The organism is Acanthopleuribacter pedis (assembly GCF_017377855.1).
Lineage (GTDB): Bacteria > Acidobacteriota > Holophagae > Acanthopleuribacterales > Acanthopleuribacteraceae > Acanthopleuribacter > Acanthopleuribacter pedis.
Genome location: NZ_JAFREP010000004.1, coordinates 176,170 through 195,240, shown reverse-complemented (window position 1 = coordinate 195,240; position 19,071 = coordinate 176,170). Strand labels below are relative to the sequence as shown.

Sequence of the window (19,071 nt, the reverse complement as noted above, 5' to 3'; positions counted from 1 at the left end):
CCGAACCCGGCCGCGCATCGTATCCTCACCTCAGACGATCTAACACGGGTGTGAGGGAGTTTTACCAATGAAATGGCTAGTGAGTTTGTGTTTGCTAACAGCGTCCTTGACCGTCATCGCGGCCGAGCGGGTTTTTGAGGAACGTTTCCCCGCCGGGGAAAACGGCTTGCTCAAGGTTCGCCTTGATCGCGGCGATATCGACGTCATCAGCGGCGGCGACGAGTATGTGGTGAAGTTGGTGGTCAGCGGGCACGAGGAACCGGTGAATGATTTTGAGGTCACTTTTGAAGAATCCGGCGAAGGCCTGAACATCCTCGGTAAAGGCGCCCGTAACTCGAGTGGCTGGTCCTTTTTTAACTGGAGCTTCGGCAAACACGTTCGCGTTCATCTTCACGTGACCGTACCCCGCACGACCCACCTCGACCTGGGCACCAGCGGCGGTGACATTAGCGCGAGCGGCACCGAGGCCTCCGCCTCGGTAAAAACCTCCGGTGGCAATATCACCCTGAGTGATCTCAAAGAACGGGTTCATGTCAAAACGTCCGGCGGCAATATCCGTCTGAGCAATTCTTCCGACAAACACGAATTGCGCACCAGCGGCGGCGACATTGACATTGTCAATGCAGCCGGCGACTTCACGGCCAAAACCTCCGGTGGTGACATCGACTTCAAAAACGTGCGCGGCCCCATTGTTTGCGCCACCTCGGGCGGCAGCATCGACATTGAATTGACCCAAGATTTTGGCGGAATCCGCGCCTCGACCAGCGGTGGCGACATTCGCCTGCGCGCACCCGCGAATATCGCGGCCAACTTAAAGGCCGGCACCTCCGGTGGCTCGGTTCGCATGGACCTGCCACTGCAAGTACAGGGCAAAATCAAGTCCAACCGGATTCAGGGCACCCTTAACGGCGGCGGTGAAAGCATCCATCTCAGCACCAGCGGCGGTGACATCCGCGTTTCGGAGCTGTAATCGCGCCAAAACCCAGGACACCAAAACCAAAAAGGCCCGCGGAGGACATCCTTCGCGGGCCTTTTTTGTTTCACTCCTTCATTAAAGGCGGCGTTTGGCAACCAGGAACGCCTGTTTGACACGGCGTTTATCCCGCTGGTGCAACACAATTTGTAAACGCGGGTGGCGATTGCAGGCGTCCTCAAAGGCGGGCAATCCTTTCTTAGCGGCATCCAGATCACGCCATGCAACAAATTCAAAAAACTCGCCGGTCGCCGGATGGCGGGCGGTTGCGCAAGAAACGAATCCGTCGAGGGCGGGCAGCAATTGGGCCTGGGCAGCGCGGATCAGGGTGATGTGATCTTCAACGGCCACCCCGGGATGGGTGAACCAGGTCAACAGCGACCAACATCCGGTCGCATCAAGGCGAAAATCTTCCTTACGGTAGCCGCCAAGTAATTCGGCGGTTTGCAAATGGATGGTGTCGCTTTCAATACTGGTCGCCCAAGCCATGGCGCCCGGATCGTTGGTAGCGGCGGGCGCGGCGGCATCGTAACTGTTCTGATCGGTCCAAAACACCATATCAATCCATTGCCCCGGTTCACCGGCACCACACAGCATGCGGTCGCGAAAACCTGGCAGCGACTTGACGCCCACACGATGGGCGGCCTCGGCGTCGCGGAGATGGGCGGCTTCGGAAACATTGGGTTTGGTAGCGTAGTTCAACAACTCGATAAACATAAGTTCCCCTTGTGGTTGGGTGCGGCGAACAACGCAAGCGGTCACCGAAACCCGTCTACTGAATACGATGGGGTATTGTCTCAAATCAGGACTACCGAGCAAAGCCCAACCCGAAAGCGAAGAAGCCGGGGTCCTTGGCCGGCTCTTGCCAAATCAGCCTCAAACGGAAAAATCAAAATCAACCCGAGACTAAAAACCCAACATAAACCGAAAATACAAATTGACGAAAACTTCACAAAACCCTAAGATATCGGCTGATTTTTACTTATGCCGAGGTCCTTGTGAATTGTCATAGAACCATCTCGATGTTTTTTCTTGCCTGTACGCCTTTATTGGCAGCACGATTTATTAACGTAGATCCCGCGCGCGAGAACCACAGTCCCTACCTCTATGTTGCCAACCAACCGCTTATGGCCATCGACCCCGACGGCAAAAATGCCAAAGTGGTCATTGATGAGAAACAGAAAACCATCACCGTGTCCGCCAAAATCGTGGTGTGGGGGGAGTCGGCCGACGACAAAACCGCCAAGATGATGGAAAAAAACATCAACGATGCCTGGAAGGGCCATACTTACGAGGACAAAGCCAACAAGAAAATCTATAACGTGGTGTTTGCTGTAACGGTCACCTACCAAAAAAACCGGCCCGCTGATTATGAAAAACAAGCGAAAAATGATTCCGAACTCAACTTCATTGAGCTACCAAAAGGCCACAAACGCAGTTTTGTATACAAAAACCCCGGCTATACGGGACAATGGCGCGGCAACGACCAGATCACCGCGAGCTGGGGCGATCCGGCCCCGCACGAGTTTGGTCATTTGATCGGCCTAAAAGACCGCTACACCAACGGCAAGCCCGACGCAAAATGGAAAGGCAACATCATGGCTGAACCGGCAATGAAAGGTACCGTTGAAAAACGGAACATTCACACGGTGCTCGAACCCGCTTATAAAGAACACCTCAAAAATCAAGCCCTGGCAAAACCCAAAAACACAACCACCTTCGAACTCCGTCCCAAAGGAAACCTGCGTTGATGCTGCTGCTCTGCCTATGGACGATCTTCAACCACGAGGCAAAAGAAACCGTGAGAACGACTGAAATCCAAGGGTTTTTGCTCCTTGGCCGGGAAACCTATGTTTTTTCCGAGGCACTGGACCCGCTGACGTCGGGAACCTGGCTGGACTACACGGACGGCATGGTCTACGACCGCCGTAAGGTGCTTGAAGACGCCTTGGTACCGTTAAATTACGCGGGCTATCAAGAAGCGGCTTGGTTTCGGGCCAAAGCCAAGATCTACGTTGGCGCCGACTACGGGGGCGGAGGCGGTAAAACAACCTACCGACGCCGGGTTGAGCTCCTGGAAATTCTTGAAGCCTCATCCGAACCGGTCCAAGCCTTTTTGAAAAACAACCCACAATATGTGCCGCCGCCCGGCTGGAATCCGCCCCCGGATTAAACCGCCACCGTCTACAAGCTGACGCCGTTCCACAACGAACCGCTCACCTTGAGGGAACGATAAGAAAAAAACTTGCGGTGGGTGAACGCGGGACGGCTGGGATACAATGGACGTCCTTTGACTCGGATTGAGTCGCTCTACCGCGACCGTTGACGTTATGCCACTGTTTCGCGTCTTTCCTCGATATAACCTAAGAGGCGCGATGAGAGCGAGTGATTTAAGCTAAAGATCTGGAGCGAAATGGTTTGGAGAAAACGGAAGCGCACCCTCTGAGTGCGGTGAGTATTTCTACAAGCCGTTGCAGCCCAGAGGTTTGGCTTAAATCGCCGCGATTTATCGGGCTTCTTAGGTATGAGTATGGAAGGCTCCGGCCGTTGACGGCGGACACGCTCCGCGCGTGATTCGTATTGACCCTTGGGGGCCCCCTTGCAATGCAAGAATTGCCAAGCTACCTGTGATGATCAAGCGCCTTTTTGCCACGAATGTGGGCTGGCCTTGGCGGATGAAGCGGACATCACCGATCCCGCGTCTTCCCCTTCACAGATTTGGCGCCAGGCCGCGCCCTTGTCCGAGGCGCATTTCATGCAAAACAGCCAACAGCGCCTCAAGATTCAGCGCAAGCTGGGCGAAGGTGCCATGGGTTTGGTTTACGAGGCTTTTGACACCACCTTAAACCGAAAAGTCGCCGTAAAAATCCTCCCGCTGAATCAGAACAAAGACGGGAAAGCGGTCAAGCGGTTTCAGCGCGAGGCCCAAATGGCCGGCGCGCTCCAGCACCCCAACATCATCGCCGTTTTCGACATTGGCTTCTTTGAAGAGGTCCCTTACTTCACCATGGCACTCATGGAAGGCGGCAGCCTGGAAGAGCGTCTTGAACAAGGTCTGGATTGGGTAGAAAGTTGTCGCATCATTCGCGACCTAGCCGATGCGGTGGATTACGCCAATCGCAAAGGCGTGATTCACCGCGATATCAAGCCGGCCAATGTGATGTTCGACGGGCAAGGCACCGCCACCCTCGTCGATTTCGGCATCGCCAGGGTCGTGGATCAGGCCAAACTCACCGCGACCCAGGCCATGCTGGGGACGCCTTATTACGTGAGCCCCGAGCAAGCAACCGGCGGCACCATCGGCCCGCCCTCGGACCTCTATTCACTGGGCAGTTTGTTTTTTCAAATGTTGACCGGACGGCCGGTATTTCAAGCCGACAACTCGCTCCAGGTCATCTTCAAGCACATCAAAGAAACCCCGCCTCGGCCCCGTTCTTTTCGGCCCGAACTTCCCGCCGCCTTGGACGACATCGTGCTGAAGCTGCTTCAAAAAGACCCCAAAAAGCGCTACCAAAGCGGGGGTCGACTGGTGCGCGATTTGGAGGCGCAATTCCCGGAAATCTTCGGGCATCGCGATCTAACCGCCGAGGAACACACCAAAACATGGTCCGGGGTCGATCTGGAAGGTTCCGACCTGGAAACCGATCCCTCGGTGTACCAGGAAGCCATGCGGTCGATTGATGAAGCCGCGATCCCGGAAACGGCCGATACGGGAGAAACGCCCGCGCCACGCCGGGCCGAAGCCACCACCAAACGCCGCGTCCTCGCCCCGCTCCTGCTTGTTGCCCTGCTCGCCCTGCTGGGGATTGGCTGGGTGTTCCTGAAGCCTTGGCTGGGTGATGCCCCAACCGTCGAACCGGGCACGGGTTCCGATGGCGAAGAAACGACCGAAACCATTGTTTCCCAGGCGGAACTGGAACAGGCGCGATGGCGCAAACAGGTTGAATCCGCATTAGAGGAACTGGCATGGGTTGAGGTTCAGCCCGGCCAATTTCTCATGGGCAGCCGCGCTAAGTTGGAAAAAGACGAGCGCACGGTCCACCGGGTCCACCTCAACGGCTTCGGCATCATGCAAACCGAGGTGACCCAAGCATTGTGGCAACTGGTGATGCGCGAGGATCCGAGTTGTCGCCGCGGGACCGCGTTACCGGTGGAGCAGGTCTCTTGGAACGAGGTTCAAGTGTTCATCTCTAAGGTGAACCAGGTGTTGCCCTATGAGGTTGCGTTACCCACCGAGGCCCAGTGGGAGTTCGCGGCGCGGGCGGGCTATAAGGGCAATATGATCACGGGCATGTTCGGGCGTTCCCCGAAAAAAGAAGCTTGGTACGCGGATAATTCCGACGGCCGAACCCATGCCGTGGCGGGCCGAGAACCCAACGCTTGGGGTATTCACGACATGCTGGGCAACGTATGGGAATGGTGCAGCGATTACTATGGCGAGGATTACTACGAATTTTCGCCCGAACGCAATCCCACCGGTCCGGCACAGGGATTTGAGCGCGTGGTGCGCGGCGGCTCCTTTCAGGAACCGCAGGGGCGCACCCGTTTTGCCAACCGACATCATCTTCCGCCCGATACCAAGGATTGCGCGGTTGGGTTTCGCTTGGTGCGTGTCGGCGCTGAACAACAGCCGGCGATCAACACACCGGCGCTTAACCGGGACACGGGGGATTAACCCGCCAAACGGACCCGATCTCGGTTAAGTAGAAAGGCTTTGCCTGGTGGCACCGGATGAGGTTCCCCTCCGGCCCACATTCAATGTAATGGTGGACCATAGGCGATGTGCGAACCTGCTCCGGGGCCCGCCGGGCCGGCCTTTTTGTTGGAGCCGTTATTCAGGGGCAGGGATCAAAAGGGTGCACCCTGCCGGGCACAGCACAAAAAAGGCCGGGCGCGGCATGATTGCCGGCCCGGCCAGGTTGCGCTTGGGTTACGCGTTTTAGCCCGTTTTGGCTAGAACTGCATTTTGTAGGACAAGGACACACTGCGGCCTTGCAACAAAACGCGATCCTTGATCAACGAGGTGTGAACGCGGGCGGTTTCGTCGCCGAGGTTGGTACCGCGCAAGACAAACTGGTGTTTGGTGCGGCCCATCAGCAGGCGGTAACCGGCGGTGAGGTTCAGCAGGGTGTAGTCCTCGGTTGGGGTTTCGTTTTCAGCAATGCGATCCTGCTCCTCGGTGTAGCGCGTCTCGCCTTTAATCCAGTAGCGGGGCGTGCTGTACTCCAAGGCCAGGTTGAGACGGGAAGGCGTGATCCGGGGCAGGTTGCCACCGTCACTGAGTTCGCCGCGGACATAGTCGTAGGTAACCTCGAAGTGGACATGGTGGGGATCGCTGTGAAGCAGATCGATGTCGAGGTGCAGTTCGCCACCCCAGAAATCGGCGTCTTCTTGCTGGTAGAACAATTCCACCAACTCATCCTCGTCTTCGACGGCTTCGAGTTGGTACTGGTAGATGTAATCGGAGAAACGGTTGGTGAACAGACTCAGCTCGCCGGTCACAATTCCTTTGTTTTTGCGGAACAGCACATCAATCCCGAAGCTGGACTCTTCGTTTAGTTCGGGGTTCCCGAACTCGAAGGAATTGGTTGCCAAGTGCGGCCCGTTGGAGAAGAGTTCCTCGGCGGTTGGGGCACGTTCGGTGAAGGTCGCGTTGGCGGCAAAACTCAGTGGATCGTTTTTGCCGTAAACCACACCGACCGAGGCGGACAAGGCGTTGAAGCTGCGATCAAGCGGCATGGGTGGCGTTTCGTCGTCGTCGCCATGGTCGTCATCGCCGTGGTCGTCGTCGTCGCCGTGGTCGTCGTCGTCGCCATGATCGTCATCGTCATCGCCGTGGTCGTCGTCGTCACCATGGTCATCGTCGTCGCCGTGGTCGTCGTCGTCATCGCCATGGTCGTCGTCGTCACCATGGTCATCGTCGTCGCCGTGATCGTCATCGTCATCGCCGTGATCGTCGTCGTCGCCGTGATCGTCATCATGGTCGTGGTCATCGTCATCGTGCCCGTGATCGTCATCGTGATCATGGGTACCGCGAATACGGTAGGAGGGGGTGTCGTTGGTCTGGCGGCCGAAGCGCGAACCCATCACCAAACTCCAATTATTGCGTTCGATTTCGCCATACACAAAACCGGAGAAGTTTTCCGTTTTGTTCTCGGGAACAAACGCCTCTTCACCCACCGCGCTGAAGTCACGGTTTTTGTGGTGCAAACCCACGGATGCGTTGGTGAAAGGGCCGACATTGGCAAAAACACCTTCCACACGAACTTCCTGGAATTCGTTGTTGAAGGTGGTACCAACGGCACCGCCTTCCAGCTCCACGTGTTCGTAGTCTGAGAAACCCGCGCGGAGGTTGATGGATTTCAGGAAATCGTGGTCAAAACGCAACTCACCGCGAAGATCGTACCGGGTTTGGTCGAGGTCGATGGTAACCAGCTCTTCCTCTTCTTCATCCCCGTGACCATGGTCGTCGTCTTCATTGAACTTGTCGTGATCGTGGTCGTCGCCATGACCGTGGTCGTCACCCTCGTGGTGATGGTGGTGGCCCGGCACGCCGTAATCACTTTGGTAGTCGGTTAGGGCAACACCGAAAAAGCCGCGGTCGGTTACATAAGAAACACCAATGTTGGCTTTGGTGGTCTCAAGGGCGCTGTTTTCAAGCACACCGTTAAAAGGTTCGTCACTATCGGCCTCGGCGGCCTCGGGAATTTCGTAGTCGTCCGTATCGGTATAAGCGTAATCCATGTGATAGGCCAAACGCCCACTTGCTCCGTTGAGTGAAACCGCACCATTCTGTTTTTCAGATGCTTGGTCGTAGCTGAGGTCGATGCTGCCCGCAAATGGATCCGTGGGGATAAATTCGGGGATACGGTTGTCGATGATATTTACGATCCCGCCAATGGCGTTGCCGCCATAACGCAGGGAAGCCGGACCTCGCAGGATTTCAATGCGTTCGGCCGTGGTCGTGTCAACGCTCAACGCGTGGTCAGGGCTAACCGTAGAAACGTCGCCCGAGCCGATCCCCCCTTCCAACACGCGAATCCGATCCCCACCCAAGCCGCGAATGATGGGACGGCTGGCGGCTTGACCGAAGAAGGTCGAGCTGATGCCCGGTTCATTGGCCAAGGTTTCGCCAAGGGTCGGTTGACCGACGCGCAGGATGTCGTCCTCGTTGAGGACACCCACCGCTTGCGCCACATCGGTGATGCTTTTGCGAATCGGCGACGCGGAAATCGTCATCGCCTCGTGAATGGTCAGGTCGAATGAAACCGAAACCTCGGTGGTTTCGTTGTCGGAAATCGTGATGGTTTTGATGCGGTGCCCAAAGTTGTTGTGGGAAATCTGGAGGCGGTGTTCGCCCGCGGGCACATTTTGAAAGGAAAAAGTTCCCTCGGGATTGGTTCTGGTCGCACGGTTCAGGCTAAGCAGCAAAACATCTGCTTTTACCACGGCGTGACCCTCTTGATCCTGGATTTTTCCGGTCAGGGTACCGCCGGCCCAGGCAGGTAAGGCGGCGCATAGATAAAGGCACAAGAGCAGGGCGCCGTTACGATGAAATAAGGACATGGTGTTCTCCTAATGTTCTGATTTTCACGAGTAAAAAAGACGGAAAATCAGCAGGGGGTGCCCGTGAACGGAAGTTAGATCTTTTGAGGATCTTCCGGCAGGACGCCGTGCCCAAGCGGGCCGCGGATGATTGAGCCGGTAGGTAGGCAACTGTTGGCGCGGTACCGGCCCAATGAGGCGCTAGGTGGCAGATCGCACAACGTTCGTGCAGGTGCGCGTTGCCTATTTCGGATTGATAAAAACCGAAATTCGTCGAAGCATCGGCCTGCTCGGCTTCAGCATGAAACGTGAATGCCTGGTCGCTTGGACAAAAATGGGTGTGTTCATCGAGATGAAACCCCTTCTCGAGGAGATGAGGTAACAAAAGCGACAAGGACAACAACAGCCGAAGCGTTGTTGGAAAAGGACGAGACAGCATGGCGGCCAAAACTCAGGAAACTGGAAGAGACGCCCCCGCGTGGGATCCGACAAGGGTTTGAAAAACCGGGATCAAGCCGCGGGAAAGAAGCTTCGACGATGAATAGGGATTGTGGTTTAGGTCGGAACGGGTGGAATGCGTCAAACGCGACGATTGATTTTAAGAATTCGCTATCAAAAAGTAAAGATAAGGCCGGCAAAAAGACAAGTCAAATGCCGACTACCTCACGGTTTTGATTTTCGAAAACGGCACTATCCAACCTAAGCCATTTAGATCGGGCACCTTACCACCTCGCAGTTCAATGGGTTTGTTTTGATGGAATCTGGTTGGTTCAGGCGCAAACGCTTACCAAACCTTCACTTAGGAAACGACAGGTTAAAAATTCACCGGGTTACATTTTTTTCGCCCTATCTTTTCCCTTTACCTTCTCAAGCGGCCGGCATTGTCCATGATGCGCAAGCGGGAAGCGAGACCCCGTGAAATAGAGCGGGGTGTTTGTGCTGTTTGTTACATTGCGGGTGCTTGGACGGCCACCGATTGGCGGTATGCTTGAACAACGCCGACCTGAACGCCGAGACATGCTTTCTCAATCATCCAGCCGTTCCTTCATGCAACGCTCACCCCGTTTTGGCGCCCCGTTAGAATCCGTGCCGGCAAAAACCAGCCACAGCATGCAAGCACGCTTACTTCACCAGAGGAGGTCCGCTCATGTCCGATTCACCAAAAGTTGTTAAAAGCGAAGCCGAATGGCAAGCTCAGCTTGATCCCGAAACCTATTACATCACCCGCAAGAAAGGCACGGAGCGGGCTTTTACCGGCAAGTACCATGACCATAAAGGCCGCGGCGTCTATACCTGCGTATGTTGCGAGACGGAACTGTTCCGCTCCGACGAAAAATACAACTCCGGTTCCGGCTGGCCGTCGTTTTGGCAGCCGGCGATCAAGGAAAACATCGCCACCGAAACCGACATGGGTTTTGGGATGGTGCGCACCGAGGTCTTGTGTGCGAAATGCGACGCGCATCTCGGTCACGTTTTTAACGACGGCCCCAAACCCACCGGTTTGCGTTACTGCATTAACAGCGCCTCACTCAAGTTTAAAGGTGATACCTAGCCGAAAGCAGTCCTGTTCCTACTTATATAGGTGAAGCGAGGCACCGGCCCCATTTCAGTCAACACGACAAAAACAAGCCCCTCCGATCCGCAATGCGCGGCTCGCGAGGGGTTTTTTCTTGCCCACTTACAGAAATATGAGCCTAACTCACTCAAAAAACGAGCACCTCTTTCAAAACATGAGCGCATAAGACTCAAATTAACTGAATAATTTTTTAAATTTTTTCTTCACAAAACTTGACATCATCAAAGTCAGGTTATATTATTCACCGTGACAGACGGCCCAAGGGCCTAGAACACAAGGAGGCACCACATGCTTCAGCTCTTTGACGCTTTCCCCAGACACTGGGTCTCTTCATTCGACTTTGACTTCTTCGACCGTGAATTGAACCGCCGCTTCCCCGCCTTCCAGCAAGCGGGACGCGCTGCCGCGCACCCCGTCAATCTTTACCTTGCTGATGAAGGCGCCAGGGTCGTGGCGGAAGTTCCTGGATGGCGCGCCGAACACCTGGACATCTCCGTGGACGGCAACAAACTCCACCTGGCGGGACGCATTCCTTCCGATCAAAAAAACCCGCTTTCCCTTGGCGACTTCCAACGCGTGGTCAACCTTCCCTTCCGCATTCGCGAGGATCAGGTTTCCGCCGAATTGCAAAACGGCCGCTTAACCATCGCCCTGGAAAGACGCGAAGAAGACAAACCCAAACGCATTCAAGTCAACGTTGCTTAAGCTGAGCAAGGAGGTATCACCATGACGACCGCTACCTTAGAAAAAGAGTCCCAATCGTTAGCCAAGCCCACGACCACCCAGCCCGCCAAGGCGGCCGCCGATCAAAGGACACCCGCCGTGGTACCGCGCCACCGCTTTGATCGCAAGGACGAACAACTGGTCTTCACCGCGATCATGCCCGGCATTTCAGCGGAGGCATTGGAAATTGAAGTAGAAAACGAACGCTTAACCCTCAAAGCACAAACCCCAGAACTTGGGTTTGAGGGCTACCGCAAGGTCTACGGCGAGTTTGGGCGCAACCGTTACGAGGCGAGTTTTAAAATCCCACAACAATACGACCCGTCCTCAATCGAAGCCAAACTCGACGCGGGCATCTTGACCCTAACCATGGTTCCACGTGAAACCGCCAAACCCGTTCGCATCGCCGTAAAAGGCAACTAACCCCTCACAAATTCCTCTCTCCTTGGCCGCATTGCTTATCAGAAATGCGCCACAGACCCTGACCTTCAGCACATTTCTCGCGGCTCCCGCGAGATTGGTTTTCTTCGGCACCCCAACCCCGCCACACGGCGGGGTTTTTTTTGCTTCGGCCGGCCAGGATAGCGACCGAGCGCGGGCGCCCATAAAAAGCACCCCAGCGGCGGATGAAGCCGTCCCCCTGATCAACTCACTTGAAGAACCACTTCACCAAAACGCCCTCCGACATCCTTGATGTATGATGGGCCGCGAGGGTGGTGGTAGATGAAACGACGTTTTAAGATCATTTTATTTAATGTAGAGAAAGATAATAATGTCGGCATGATTGCGCGATCCGCCTATGCCTTTGGCTGCGATGAGCTGCTCATCGTCGGCCGTCAAAGGGTGAAAGCAACCGGCGCGCAAGGCACCTTTCAAGCGCTGAAACGACGCCACTTTTTCAACCTTCCCGCGGCGGTTGAAGCCTGTCGCGCCGAACATTTTGCGATTTGCGGCCTGGAAATCGGCGGCGAGTGTTTAACCGAGGCTCCCTTCCCCAACGACGTTGCCTTTATCCTGGGTAACGAGGGACGCGGTTTGGCCGACGCGGTACCCTTTTGTGATCGCATTGTGTCCATCCCTCAATGGGGCGGGATCCCTTCTTTAAACGTTGCCGTGGCGGCGGGCATTTTGATGTACAGCTTCCAAATCCGACAGGATCACCCAAAAGCCTCCCGGGCGGGAACCCGCTATTTCGACCAAAGCTTCCCACTTTCCGACCAATCGCAATAAAGAAGTTGTCTTTTGAGATCTTTTGGCGTTTAATCAGTTCTTTTGCAACAGAACTGTTGCGAAAAGAACCGTTGCATCATGAAATTGCCTTCAAATATTGATTTTGCATCACACTTATTGTGTCAATTACGTGTAAGAGGTAAGCTGAGTAAAGAATCACCCCGTTTATCTCTGTTCCTTGAACCAGTCCTCGCACTTTCTCCACGACGCTCGGCTGTCGCGCGCGTGGCTGTTCCCTTTTCCACGCGCCGCGTTGGTGCTAACGCCTCGTGACGGGAACCAAGCGGGCAAGATTCCTTACGGCCCGTCATTGATGCCGGCTCATTGTGTTGTATGGAGATCCTTCCCATGGATATGTGCCACTTCCAACTTCACCACCCCGATAGCGTGCCCCGGCACGTCTTACTAGAGGAGCTGGTTGGACGCGAGCATTACCTCGAACAAATTTTGCTGCCGCTTAAAGAACAGCGGCCTGTCCACGAACGCCCCCCGATTCTCCTGTTGGGTCCCGCCGGCCTGGGCAAAACCTCCCTGCTGTGGGCATTGAAATACGGCGTTGAAGCCGATCCCCAACTACAGGCCGACTGGTTGCCGGTCCTTTTCCCTGAAGAGCCCAACGCCATTGGCGATCACGCCGATTTTTGGTTAACCGCCATTCGGTGTTTGACTGAATCCGCCGGTTTGGTCAACGACCACGCGGATCGTTTGCTTGAAGAAGGCGGAAAACAACTCGCCAAAAAAGCGCGCGCGTTGTTTTTTAAGCTGTCCCAAGATGTACTTGGCAAAAAGGTGTTGTTGCTGGTGGATTCCTTCGACCAAATCGCACGGGCCTTCATGAACGAGCAAGATGCGTGGCAATTCCGTGAACACCTGGTCCAACATGCCGAGCTTTATGTTGTGGCCGCGGCCCCCGCTTATTTCAAAGCAGTTACCGACATGGACGGGGTTTTTTACGACGTATTCCGTTTTGTCCATCTCGATCCCTTTCGCCGCGACCTCGCCCAGCAAGCCTTCCGCAAGTGGGCCGGTTTTTACAAAAGTGAGGCGGTTCAAGCCCTCATAAAGGAAGAACCGCAACGGTTTCATACCCTCCGGGTGCTCTGCGGTGGAAACCCGCGTTTGTTGCGCCAGGTGTTCCGCATTTGGCACCGCGGCGAAAGTCGCGACGTCCTCGGTGATTTAGAGCGTTTATATGATGATTTAGGCGCCGATTACAAAAATCGTATCCGTCGCCTTAAACCCCTTGTGCGCCGAACCTTCGACGCCATTGCCCGCCACTGGCGGCCGGTGGGCGTGGGTCCGCTAACCCGGCAACTGCGCAAACCCTCCAATTATGTCAGTGCCCAGATCAAACGATTGACCGAGGAAGGTTACATCGAGGAAGTAGGCGGCTCGGAAAAGCGCAAAACGTACCAACTCGTCGAACGGTTTTACAACCTCTTCTACCTGGCCCGTTACGACCGTCAAAATTACACCAAGGTCACGGATCTAGTTGATTTTATGGATCTTTTCTATCGGCCATCCCTGTTGATCGGCGCCCAAGCGCCCGCACCCGCCAACGATTGGAAACCGGAACAACCACGCGCGATGCGTTTCGCCTACTACAACGCCTTCGGTGGTTGCCTCGGATCCCCAAAACGGCGCGGTTTGGTCGCCCGACCTTTTCGCGATGACGAAAGCAGCCGACGGTTCCAAATGCTGGAAGCCGATTTGACCCAAAACTTGCCGGACCATGTACGAGAAGACCGTCCGGTTGAGGCGGCCGAAACCGCCGCGTGGTTTTCACGCTGGGTCGGCCCCTTAATTGAACGGGTTTACGGCGAACATCCCGAGGCTTCAGCCTGGAGTGACGCCGTTCTGGTTTTACGGCAATTGCAAGCGCTCCCCCTTGCCGAAGCGACCTGCCGTCGCGCGCTTGCCGCCTTCCCGGAAGACGCGCGGCTGTGGAATTGGCTGGGCGCGCTATGTGAGGAACGGGGTTTGCCGGAAGAAGCACTGGAAGCCTATCAAAGCGCCTGTTCCCATGACGACCATTACGCCCTGGCCCACGCCAACTTGGCCAGGCTTTATGCCGCCTGTTTCGGCCGTTTCGACCGCGCCGAGGAACACGCGGAAAAGGCACTTGAAAAAGGCGACCGCGAACCCATTTATTGGTTTTTAATGGGAAATCTCTACGCCTTTCATCTCGGCCGCTACGAGGAGGCGGAAGAAGCCTACGGACAGGCTATCGACCTACGAGAAAACTTTTTCACCGCCTGGAACAACCTGGGCATTGCCTTGGCCGAAATGGGTCAGATCGAAAACGCGGAACACGCTTTCCGGCGCACGCTGCGTTGGCGCAATCAATCGGCGTTACCCTGGAACAACCTGGGCGTCTTGTGTGGTGAACGCATGGACCGCGCCGCCTACGCGGAACACGCGTTCCACCGCGCGGTGGATGCCGACAAAACACTCGCCCTAGCCCACGCCAACCTGGGCCTTCTCTACCGCGGCCCACTCCAGCGACCGCAACAGGCGGAAGACAGCCTGATGCAAGCGATTGAGCACGCGGGTGAAAGCGGCCTTTATTACTTGGATCTCGGCTCTTTATTGATTGGCGGTGGTCGTCGCGCCCGAGCCATGGAGTACTTCATCATGGCGCTGAAACTGTCGCCGGAGGAACCCCTCTGCCGCGAAGCGTTCCTCAAAATGACGGGCGACAATCCTTATCCCTGGTCCGAGGTGTTGCCGAGTTTGCTTGATTACCTACCGACGTTGATACGCGGCTCCGATTTACAGACAATGCGCCATTTCATCCTACAGGGTTTTTTCTGCTTAGCGCGCGCGGGTCGCGACGACACGGTAACGGAATTGCTGGAACACGAGGCAGTCCACACCTGTTTCCAGCCTCTTCGTGAGGCGCTTTCCCTCAAGCAAGGCAAAATCTCCATCGATCAATTGGCACCGGAGCGGCTGGCCCTCATCGACGAAGTAAGAGACATGATCTAACCCGGCGGATACAACAACCCATCGGCGCTTCTAGCGGCGATGCCGGCCTTATGGAATTCAGCCCAGATCAAAGGGTTGTGGCACCACCATTTGATCTGGGTCCTCGAAGGTTTCCGAGATGCAGGCCGCCGGAGAGGCCGGCCAAACAAGCGAACCAACACCCGGAATCATTACCCAACCCAAGCATAAACGCCGATGAGCCGGCACAGGCGCGTTAACGCAGAAGCTGTTCGGCTTGGTAGGCCGCTTGAAGCAACCGGTTTTCGCCAAGGTGGGGTGCGAGCAGTTGCAGGCCGATAGGCAGACCGTCGTTGTCACAACCCGCGGGCAGGGACAAAGCCGGAATACCGGCGAGGTTGGCCGTCACGGTAAAGATATCGGCCAAGTACATCGCCATAGGGTCGTCGAGCTTGGCACCTGCTGCAAAGGCGGTGGTTGGGGTGGTTGGGGCCAGCAAAACGTCGACGTGTTCAAAAGCCTTTTGGAAATCTTCGATAATTTTGGTGCGAACCTTTTGCGCCTGGAGGTAATAACCCTCGTAATAACCACTTGAAAGACAGTAGGTTCCCAACAAGATCCGCCGTTTGACTTCCATGCCGAACCCCTCGGATCGGGAGCGCACGTACATGTCACGCAAATTCCCGTCTTCTTGGGTGCGGAACCCATAGCGAACCCCGTCGAAACGGGCCAGGTTGGAGCTCGCCTCGGCCGTGGCGATTAAGTAGTAGGCGGAGATGGCGTATTCGGTGTGGGGTAGGCTGACATCGACGATGGTGGCACCGGCCTCGCGGTAGCGGGCAACCAGGTTGTTTAACGCGGCTTGGATTTCGGGTTGCAAACCGCCGTCGAGGAACTCGCGCGGCAGACCGATACGAAGGGGCGCGCCGGGTTCGGTGAGGCCTGGGAAGGCGGGGGTATGCGCGACCTGGGCCGAGGTGGCGTCGCGGTCGCAGGGGCCTGCAATCGCGTCGTAGAGACGGGCCACACCGGCGACATCGGCGGCGACGGGTCCGATTTGGTCGAGGCTGGAACCGTAAGCAACCAATCCGTAGCGAGAAACACGTCCATAACTGGGCTTGAGCCCGACAACACCACAAAAGGCGGCGGGTTGACGAATGGAGCCGCCGGTAGAACTGCCTAAGGCGAGCGGGACCATCCCCGCGGCGACGGCCGCGGTAGAACCGCCGGAACTGCCGCCGGGAACGCGTTCGAGGTTGTGGGGGTTGCGGGTCGTGCCCAGCGCGGAAAATTCGCTGGAGGAGCCCATCGCAAACTCGTCCATGTTGGTTTTGCCGAGCAACACGGCGTCGGCTTGTTTGAGTCGGGTAACCACGGTGGCGTCAAAGGGCGCGGTGAAGTTTTCAAGGATTTTGGAAGCGCAGGTCGTGCGCCGGCCCTCAATATTGATATTGTCCTTGAGGGCGACTGGCAAGCCGGCAAGGGCGCCGACCTGCTCACCCGCGGCACGACGACGGTCGATATCGCGCGCTTGAGTAACGGCCGCCTCTTCATGCACCTTGAGAAAGGCACCGACTTCGCCGTCCCGGGCCTCAATGGCGCCCAAAGCTTCTTTGACCAGCGCTTCGCTTGTCACGGCACCGCTTTCCAATTGTTCAATCAGGGTGTTACACGACGCAAACATATCCATAACCCTATTTTCCTTCGACGTCCTGTCGCCTAGCAGCGAAACGCCTATTTAACGTTGATAACCTTGGGTACCAGGAAGTGGTGGCTCTCGGTATCGGGCGCATTGGCCAGTGCTTGTTCGGCGCCAAGACTGGGGCGCACCTCATCTTCCCGATGGGCGGGCTCTTGCGGTAACACAAAACGCGTGGCGGGCACATCGTCCAGATTCAATTCGGCGATTTTTTCGACGTGCGACAAAATGGAGCCCAGTTGGCGCGCCAACAGTTCGGCGTCGGCCGGATCAAAAGCTAAATTGGCCAGTTTGGCGTAATGTTCCACGGTTTCATGTGTGATGTCCGTCATGGGGATAACCCTCCCGCGCTGGAGCGACTAGAATGGCTAAGGTTTTAGCAGGGGGTCGCATAGGGGGTCAACCAGGAATAAAAGATGGGCTCCAATAAGACATGCCCCGGCGCGGCATTTCACGGCCGGCTTGAACGGACGACGGCGAGGTTTCGGGAAAAGCGTGGGGGCGTCACCCTTGCTTGGTCGGGGACGGCTCAATGAACCGGCCGGCCAAACCAAAAACGGACGCGGCTGTTCCACCGCGTCCGTTTTTGGTTGTGTTGGCTTGGGGATTTATTGGTCGTCGGCCAGTTCCAAACCCAGTTTGCCGTCACGCATGGCGATGCGTCCGCTCACCTTTACATCAAGGGTCTCGGCGTCTGAAAACGTCATGAAGTTTTTCTTCAACCCCATTTTGACGAAGTATTTAACCGTACGTGAGTTGGTGACCAATTTTTTGCCGTCGTCGACCAAAAAAACAGCCTGAATTTCATAGTTGTTGAGTACCTGGTTCAACGCTTGGGAAACATCGCGCAGGGAAGCCAGGGGAACTTTGATAATGGCCGCACTCCCCACCAAGTTGGGAATTTGGTCCGCCGAGACTTGGTCCTTATTGAAATAAACCCCGATCTTTTTGATGTCGGGGTTCTTGTCGACGACCAGTTTAATTTTGGAGCGGATGTCGCCCTGTGCAAAGGCGGTAAGCGAACCGAACAGGAAGCCGGCCACCATCGTCATCGCCAGCAAACGCGTGATCTTGGATCCTTTCATTCTTGTCACCTCGTGTCCATCAGCCGCTTCGGCGGATCCAAGGCAAGGCAAGGCAAGTCGTCAGGAGGGCTGTAAGGTGCTCGGGAACAGCCGCTGTTCGGGATGCCCATCGTCACAACGCGCCGATTTGCTTTGGTCGCGGAAGGTCACTGCGAAATAAAAAGCCGTGTGTAGGAACCCTATCGGCTTTTAGGCATCGGAACTCAAGAAAAGGATCGTGCTTCGGCAGCCCAAAACCACATCTGCTTATCGACCGGCTCGGCCCGGGGAGAACCGCGACCGGGTTTCAATTTTTACGCGTCCGCATCCGCGCTTAGACAAGCAGGTCGATAATGCTGCGCTGGGCATCCAGGGTACGCTCTAAGTTGGTGACCTGGATGTCTTGAATTTGCAGGGCGATATCAAAAGCCGAGGCGGTTGGTGGCAAGCCGCCGCCGCTACTTTCCAACGGCGCTGACTGAGGTTGGCTTTGACTTTTGAGTTGGGCGTATTGGGCGCTCAGGTTGACGCCGCCGCCGACTGATTCGATCATGGGGTCCATCACTGTAGGACAAAATAAAACAGGCGCTGAACCCTTAGAGGCCACGCCTGTTTCTCCTATCGGCCGCGGCCGACATCAAGATAAGGTGAAATTTGGATTAGCCGTCCGTTCCCAGTTCGTAAACCAACTCCCATTGGGACCCTTTGCGCACCACCCGACCGTGGATCGCCCGGCTGCTTTTGGCTTGGGAATCGGAGTAAATTTCCAAATTAAATTTTTTGGACTGTTTCATCAGGTAGGTAACCGTTCGTTTGTTGGTTACCAACTTTTCGCCGTCATCGTAAAGCAACATCGCTTGGACCGGCTCACGTTTCAGGATGTCGTTCACGATGTTGCGGCTCACGTCGGAGACGGACTTGATGCCGACTTTGATCACTTTGGTCGATCCCATGGTTTCAGGTACGGGGATCTCGTCCATGTTGCGGGCATTAAAGACGACCAGGACGGTTTTGACGTTGCTTCTGTTCTCCAGCAACGTGCGCAACGGCGCGACATAGTCGGTTTGCGCGAAGGCCGACATTCCCAACAGTAGACAGCATAGTGACCAGTATTTCATGGAGTTCCTCAAGCTAATTTTGGATAACCGGCTGCAGCATGAAGCAACGGGTGATCTCTGTTTTTCACGCGAAAAATTCGCAAATCGAAGATTGCATCATCCTTACATACCCGTGCAAAGCGTGACATCATTCGCTTCCGATCTTTTCAAACGCAGCAAAAATCTTACCATCACCCCGTCTCGGAAAAAAGCCGAGC

General features: G+C 55.8%; 17 protein-coding genes. 10 read left to right on the top strand and 7 right to left on the bottom strand.

Going from position 1 to position 19,071, the window contains the following annotated elements:
* Nucleotides 1–67 precede the first annotated feature (67 nt).
* Nucleotides 68–970: a DUF4097 family beta strand repeat-containing protein gene (locus tag J3U88_RS05675; RefSeq protein ID WP_207857458.1), complete on the top strand. Its 903-nt coding sequence runs from the start codon at nt 68–70 to the stop codon at nt 968–970.
* An 81-nt stretch (nt 971–1,051) separates the two neighbouring features.
* On the opposite strand, the gene J3U88_RS05670 is transcribed toward J3U88_RS05675, so the two are convergent.
* A complete protein-coding gene (locus J3U88_RS05670) occupies nt 1,052–1,690 on the bottom strand; it encodes a hypothetical protein (protein WP_207857457.1) in 639 nt (212 codons plus the stop codon).
* A gap of 281 nt (nt 1,691–1,971) precedes the next feature.
* On the opposite strand from J3U88_RS05670, the gene J3U88_RS05665 reads away from it, so the two are divergent.
* The 3 genes from J3U88_RS05665 to J3U88_RS05655 all read left to right on the top strand — a co-directional run bounded on the left by J3U88_RS05665 (nt 1,972) and on the right by J3U88_RS05655 (nt 5,648).
* On the top strand, nt 1,972–2,724 hold the full coding sequence (locus J3U88_RS05665) for a hypothetical protein (RefSeq protein WP_207857456.1): 753 nt from the start codon (nt 1,972–1,974) through the stop codon (nt 2,722–2,724).
* Between the two features lie 50 nt (nt 2,725–2,774).
* The gene (locus J3U88_RS05660; protein WP_207857455.1) at nt 2,775–3,146 is read left to right on the top strand and encodes a hypothetical protein; all 372 of its coding nucleotides are present in this window, start codon (nt 2,775–2,777) and stop codon (nt 3,144–3,146) included.
* Between the two features lie 426 nt (nt 3,147–3,572).
* The gene (locus tag J3U88_RS05655; RefSeq protein ID WP_207857454.1) at nt 3,573–5,648 is read left to right on the top strand and encodes a bifunctional serine/threonine-protein kinase/formylglycine-generating enzyme family protein; all 2,076 of its coding nucleotides are present in this window, start codon (nt 3,573–3,575) and stop codon (nt 5,646–5,648) included.
* A gap of 278 nt (nt 5,649–5,926) precedes the next feature.
* On the opposite strand, the gene J3U88_RS34590 is transcribed toward J3U88_RS05655, so the two are convergent.
* The gene (locus J3U88_RS34590; protein ID WP_207857452.1) at nt 5,927–8,539 is read right to left on the bottom strand and encodes a TonB-dependent receptor; all 2,613 of its coding nucleotides are present in this window, start codon (nt 8,537–8,539) and stop codon (nt 5,927–5,929) included.
* 184 nt (nt 8,540–8,723) lie between these two features.
* Here J3U88_RS34590 and J3U88_RS05645 point away from each other — a divergent pair, with 184 nt between their 5' ends.
* The 6 genes from J3U88_RS05645 (at nt 8,724) to J3U88_RS05620 (ending at nt 15,035) form a co-directional block, all read left to right on the top strand.
* A complete protein-coding gene (locus tag J3U88_RS05645) occupies nt 8,724–8,900 on the top strand; it encodes a hypothetical protein (RefSeq protein ID WP_207857451.1) in 177 nt (58 codons plus the stop codon).
* Between the two features lie 765 nt (nt 8,901–9,665).
* Nucleotides 9,666–10,070: a peptide-methionine (R)-S-oxide reductase MsrB gene (gene msrB, locus J3U88_RS05640; protein ID WP_207857449.1), complete on the top strand. Its 405-nt coding sequence runs from the start codon at nt 9,666–9,668 to the stop codon at nt 10,068–10,070.
* Nucleotides 10,071–10,382: 312 nt separating this feature from the next.
* Entirely contained in the window at nt 10,383–10,799 is a 417-nt protein-coding gene (locus tag J3U88_RS05635; protein WP_207857448.1) for an Hsp20/alpha crystallin family protein, read from the top strand.
* A gap of 21 nt (nt 10,800–10,820) precedes the next feature.
* A complete protein-coding gene (locus J3U88_RS05630; RefSeq protein WP_207857447.1) occupies nt 10,821–11,240 on the top strand; it encodes an Hsp20/alpha crystallin family protein in 420 nt (139 codons plus the stop codon).
* Nucleotides 11,241–11,540: 300 nt separating this feature from the next.
* Nucleotides 11,541–12,047, top strand: a complete 507-nt coding sequence (locus J3U88_RS05625; RefSeq protein ID WP_207857446.1) for a TrmH family RNA methyltransferase — start codon at nt 11,541–11,543, stop codon at nt 12,045–12,047.
* A 348-nt stretch (nt 12,048–12,395) separates the two neighbouring features.
* Nucleotides 12,396–15,035 carry a tetratricopeptide repeat protein gene (locus J3U88_RS05620; RefSeq protein WP_207857445.1) on the top strand — a complete coding sequence of 880 codons (2,640 nt, stop codon included), beginning with the start codon at nt 12,396–12,398 and terminating at the stop codon, nt 15,033–15,035.
* A gap of 214 nt (nt 15,036–15,249) precedes the next feature.
* On the opposite strand, the gene gatA is transcribed toward J3U88_RS05620, so the two are convergent.
* The 5 genes from gatA to J3U88_RS05595 form a co-directional block, all read right to left on the bottom strand.
* Nucleotides 15,250–16,683 carry an Asp-tRNA(Asn)/Glu-tRNA(Gln) amidotransferase subunit GatA gene (gatA, locus tag J3U88_RS05615; protein WP_207857444.1) on the bottom strand — a complete coding sequence of 478 codons (1,434 nt, stop codon included), beginning with the start codon at nt 16,681–16,683 and terminating at the stop codon, nt 15,250–15,252.
* Between the two features lie 44 nt (nt 16,684–16,727).
* Nucleotides 16,728–17,024: an Asp-tRNA(Asn)/Glu-tRNA(Gln) amidotransferase subunit GatC gene (gene gatC / locus J3U88_RS05610; RefSeq protein ID WP_207857443.1), complete on the bottom strand. Its 297-nt coding sequence runs from the start codon at nt 17,022–17,024 to the stop codon at nt 16,728–16,730.
* Between the two features lie 276 nt (nt 17,025–17,300).
* A complete protein-coding gene (locus J3U88_RS05605) occupies nt 17,301–17,777 on the bottom strand; it encodes a hypothetical protein (RefSeq protein ID WP_207857442.1) in 477 nt (158 codons plus the stop codon).
* Between the two features lie 313 nt (nt 17,778–18,090).
* The gene (locus J3U88_RS05600; protein WP_207857440.1) at nt 18,091–18,309 is read right to left on the bottom strand and encodes a hypothetical protein; all 219 of its coding nucleotides are present in this window, start codon (nt 18,307–18,309) and stop codon (nt 18,091–18,093) included.
* 106 nt (nt 18,310–18,415) lie between these two features.
* The gene (locus tag J3U88_RS05595; protein ID WP_207857438.1) at nt 18,416–18,874 is read right to left on the bottom strand and encodes a hypothetical protein; all 459 of its coding nucleotides are present in this window, start codon (nt 18,872–18,874) and stop codon (nt 18,416–18,418) included.
* Between the last annotated feature and the right edge of the window lie 197 nt (nt 18,875–19,071).

Excerpts from the sequence above, each read along its gene's own strand:
- J3U88_RS05675 (WP_207857458.1), top strand. The coding sequence starts at position 68 with ATGAAATGGCTAGTGAGTTTGTGTTTGCTAACAGCGTCCTTGACCGTC.
- J3U88_RS05670 (WP_207857457.1), bottom strand. The coding sequence starts at position 1,690 with ATGTTTATCGAGTTGTTGAACTACGCTACCAAACCCAATGTTTCCGAA.
- J3U88_RS34590 (WP_207857452.1), bottom strand. The coding sequence starts at position 8,539 with ATGTCCTTATTTCATCGTAACGGCGCCCTGCTCTTGTGCCTTTATCTA.
- msrB (WP_207857449.1), top strand. The coding sequence starts at position 9,666 with ATGTCCGATTCACCAAAAGTTGTTAAAAGCGAAGCCGAATGGCAAGCT.
- J3U88_RS05635 (WP_207857448.1), top strand. The coding sequence starts at position 10,383 with ATGCTTCAGCTCTTTGACGCTTTCCCCAGACACTGGGTCTCTTCATTC.
- J3U88_RS05630 (WP_207857447.1), top strand. The coding sequence starts at position 10,821 with ATGACGACCGCTACCTTAGAAAAAGAGTCCCAATCGTTAGCCAAGCCC.
- J3U88_RS05625 (WP_207857446.1), top strand. The coding sequence starts at position 11,541 with ATGAAACGACGTTTTAAGATCATTTTATTTAATGTAGAGAAAGATAAT.
- J3U88_RS05620 (WP_207857445.1), top strand. The coding sequence starts at position 12,396 with ATGGATATGTGCCACTTCCAACTTCACCACCCCGATAGCGTGCCCCGG.
- gatA (WP_207857444.1), bottom strand. The coding sequence starts at position 16,683 with ATGGATATGTTTGCGTCGTGTAACACCCTGATTGAACAATTGGAAAGC.
- gatC (WP_207857443.1), bottom strand. The coding sequence starts at position 17,024 with ATGACGGACATCACACATGAAACCGTGGAACATTACGCCAAACTGGCC.
- J3U88_RS05605 (WP_207857442.1), bottom strand. The coding sequence starts at position 17,777 with ATGAAAGGATCCAAGATCACGCGTTTGCTGGCGATGACGATGGTGGCC.
- J3U88_RS05600 (WP_207857440.1), bottom strand. The coding sequence starts at position 18,309 with ATGATCGAATCAGTCGGCGGCGGCGTCAACCTGAGCGCCCAATACGCC.
- J3U88_RS05595 (WP_207857438.1), bottom strand. The coding sequence starts at position 18,874 with ATGAAATACTGGTCACTATGCTGTCTACTGTTGGGAATGTCGGCCTTC.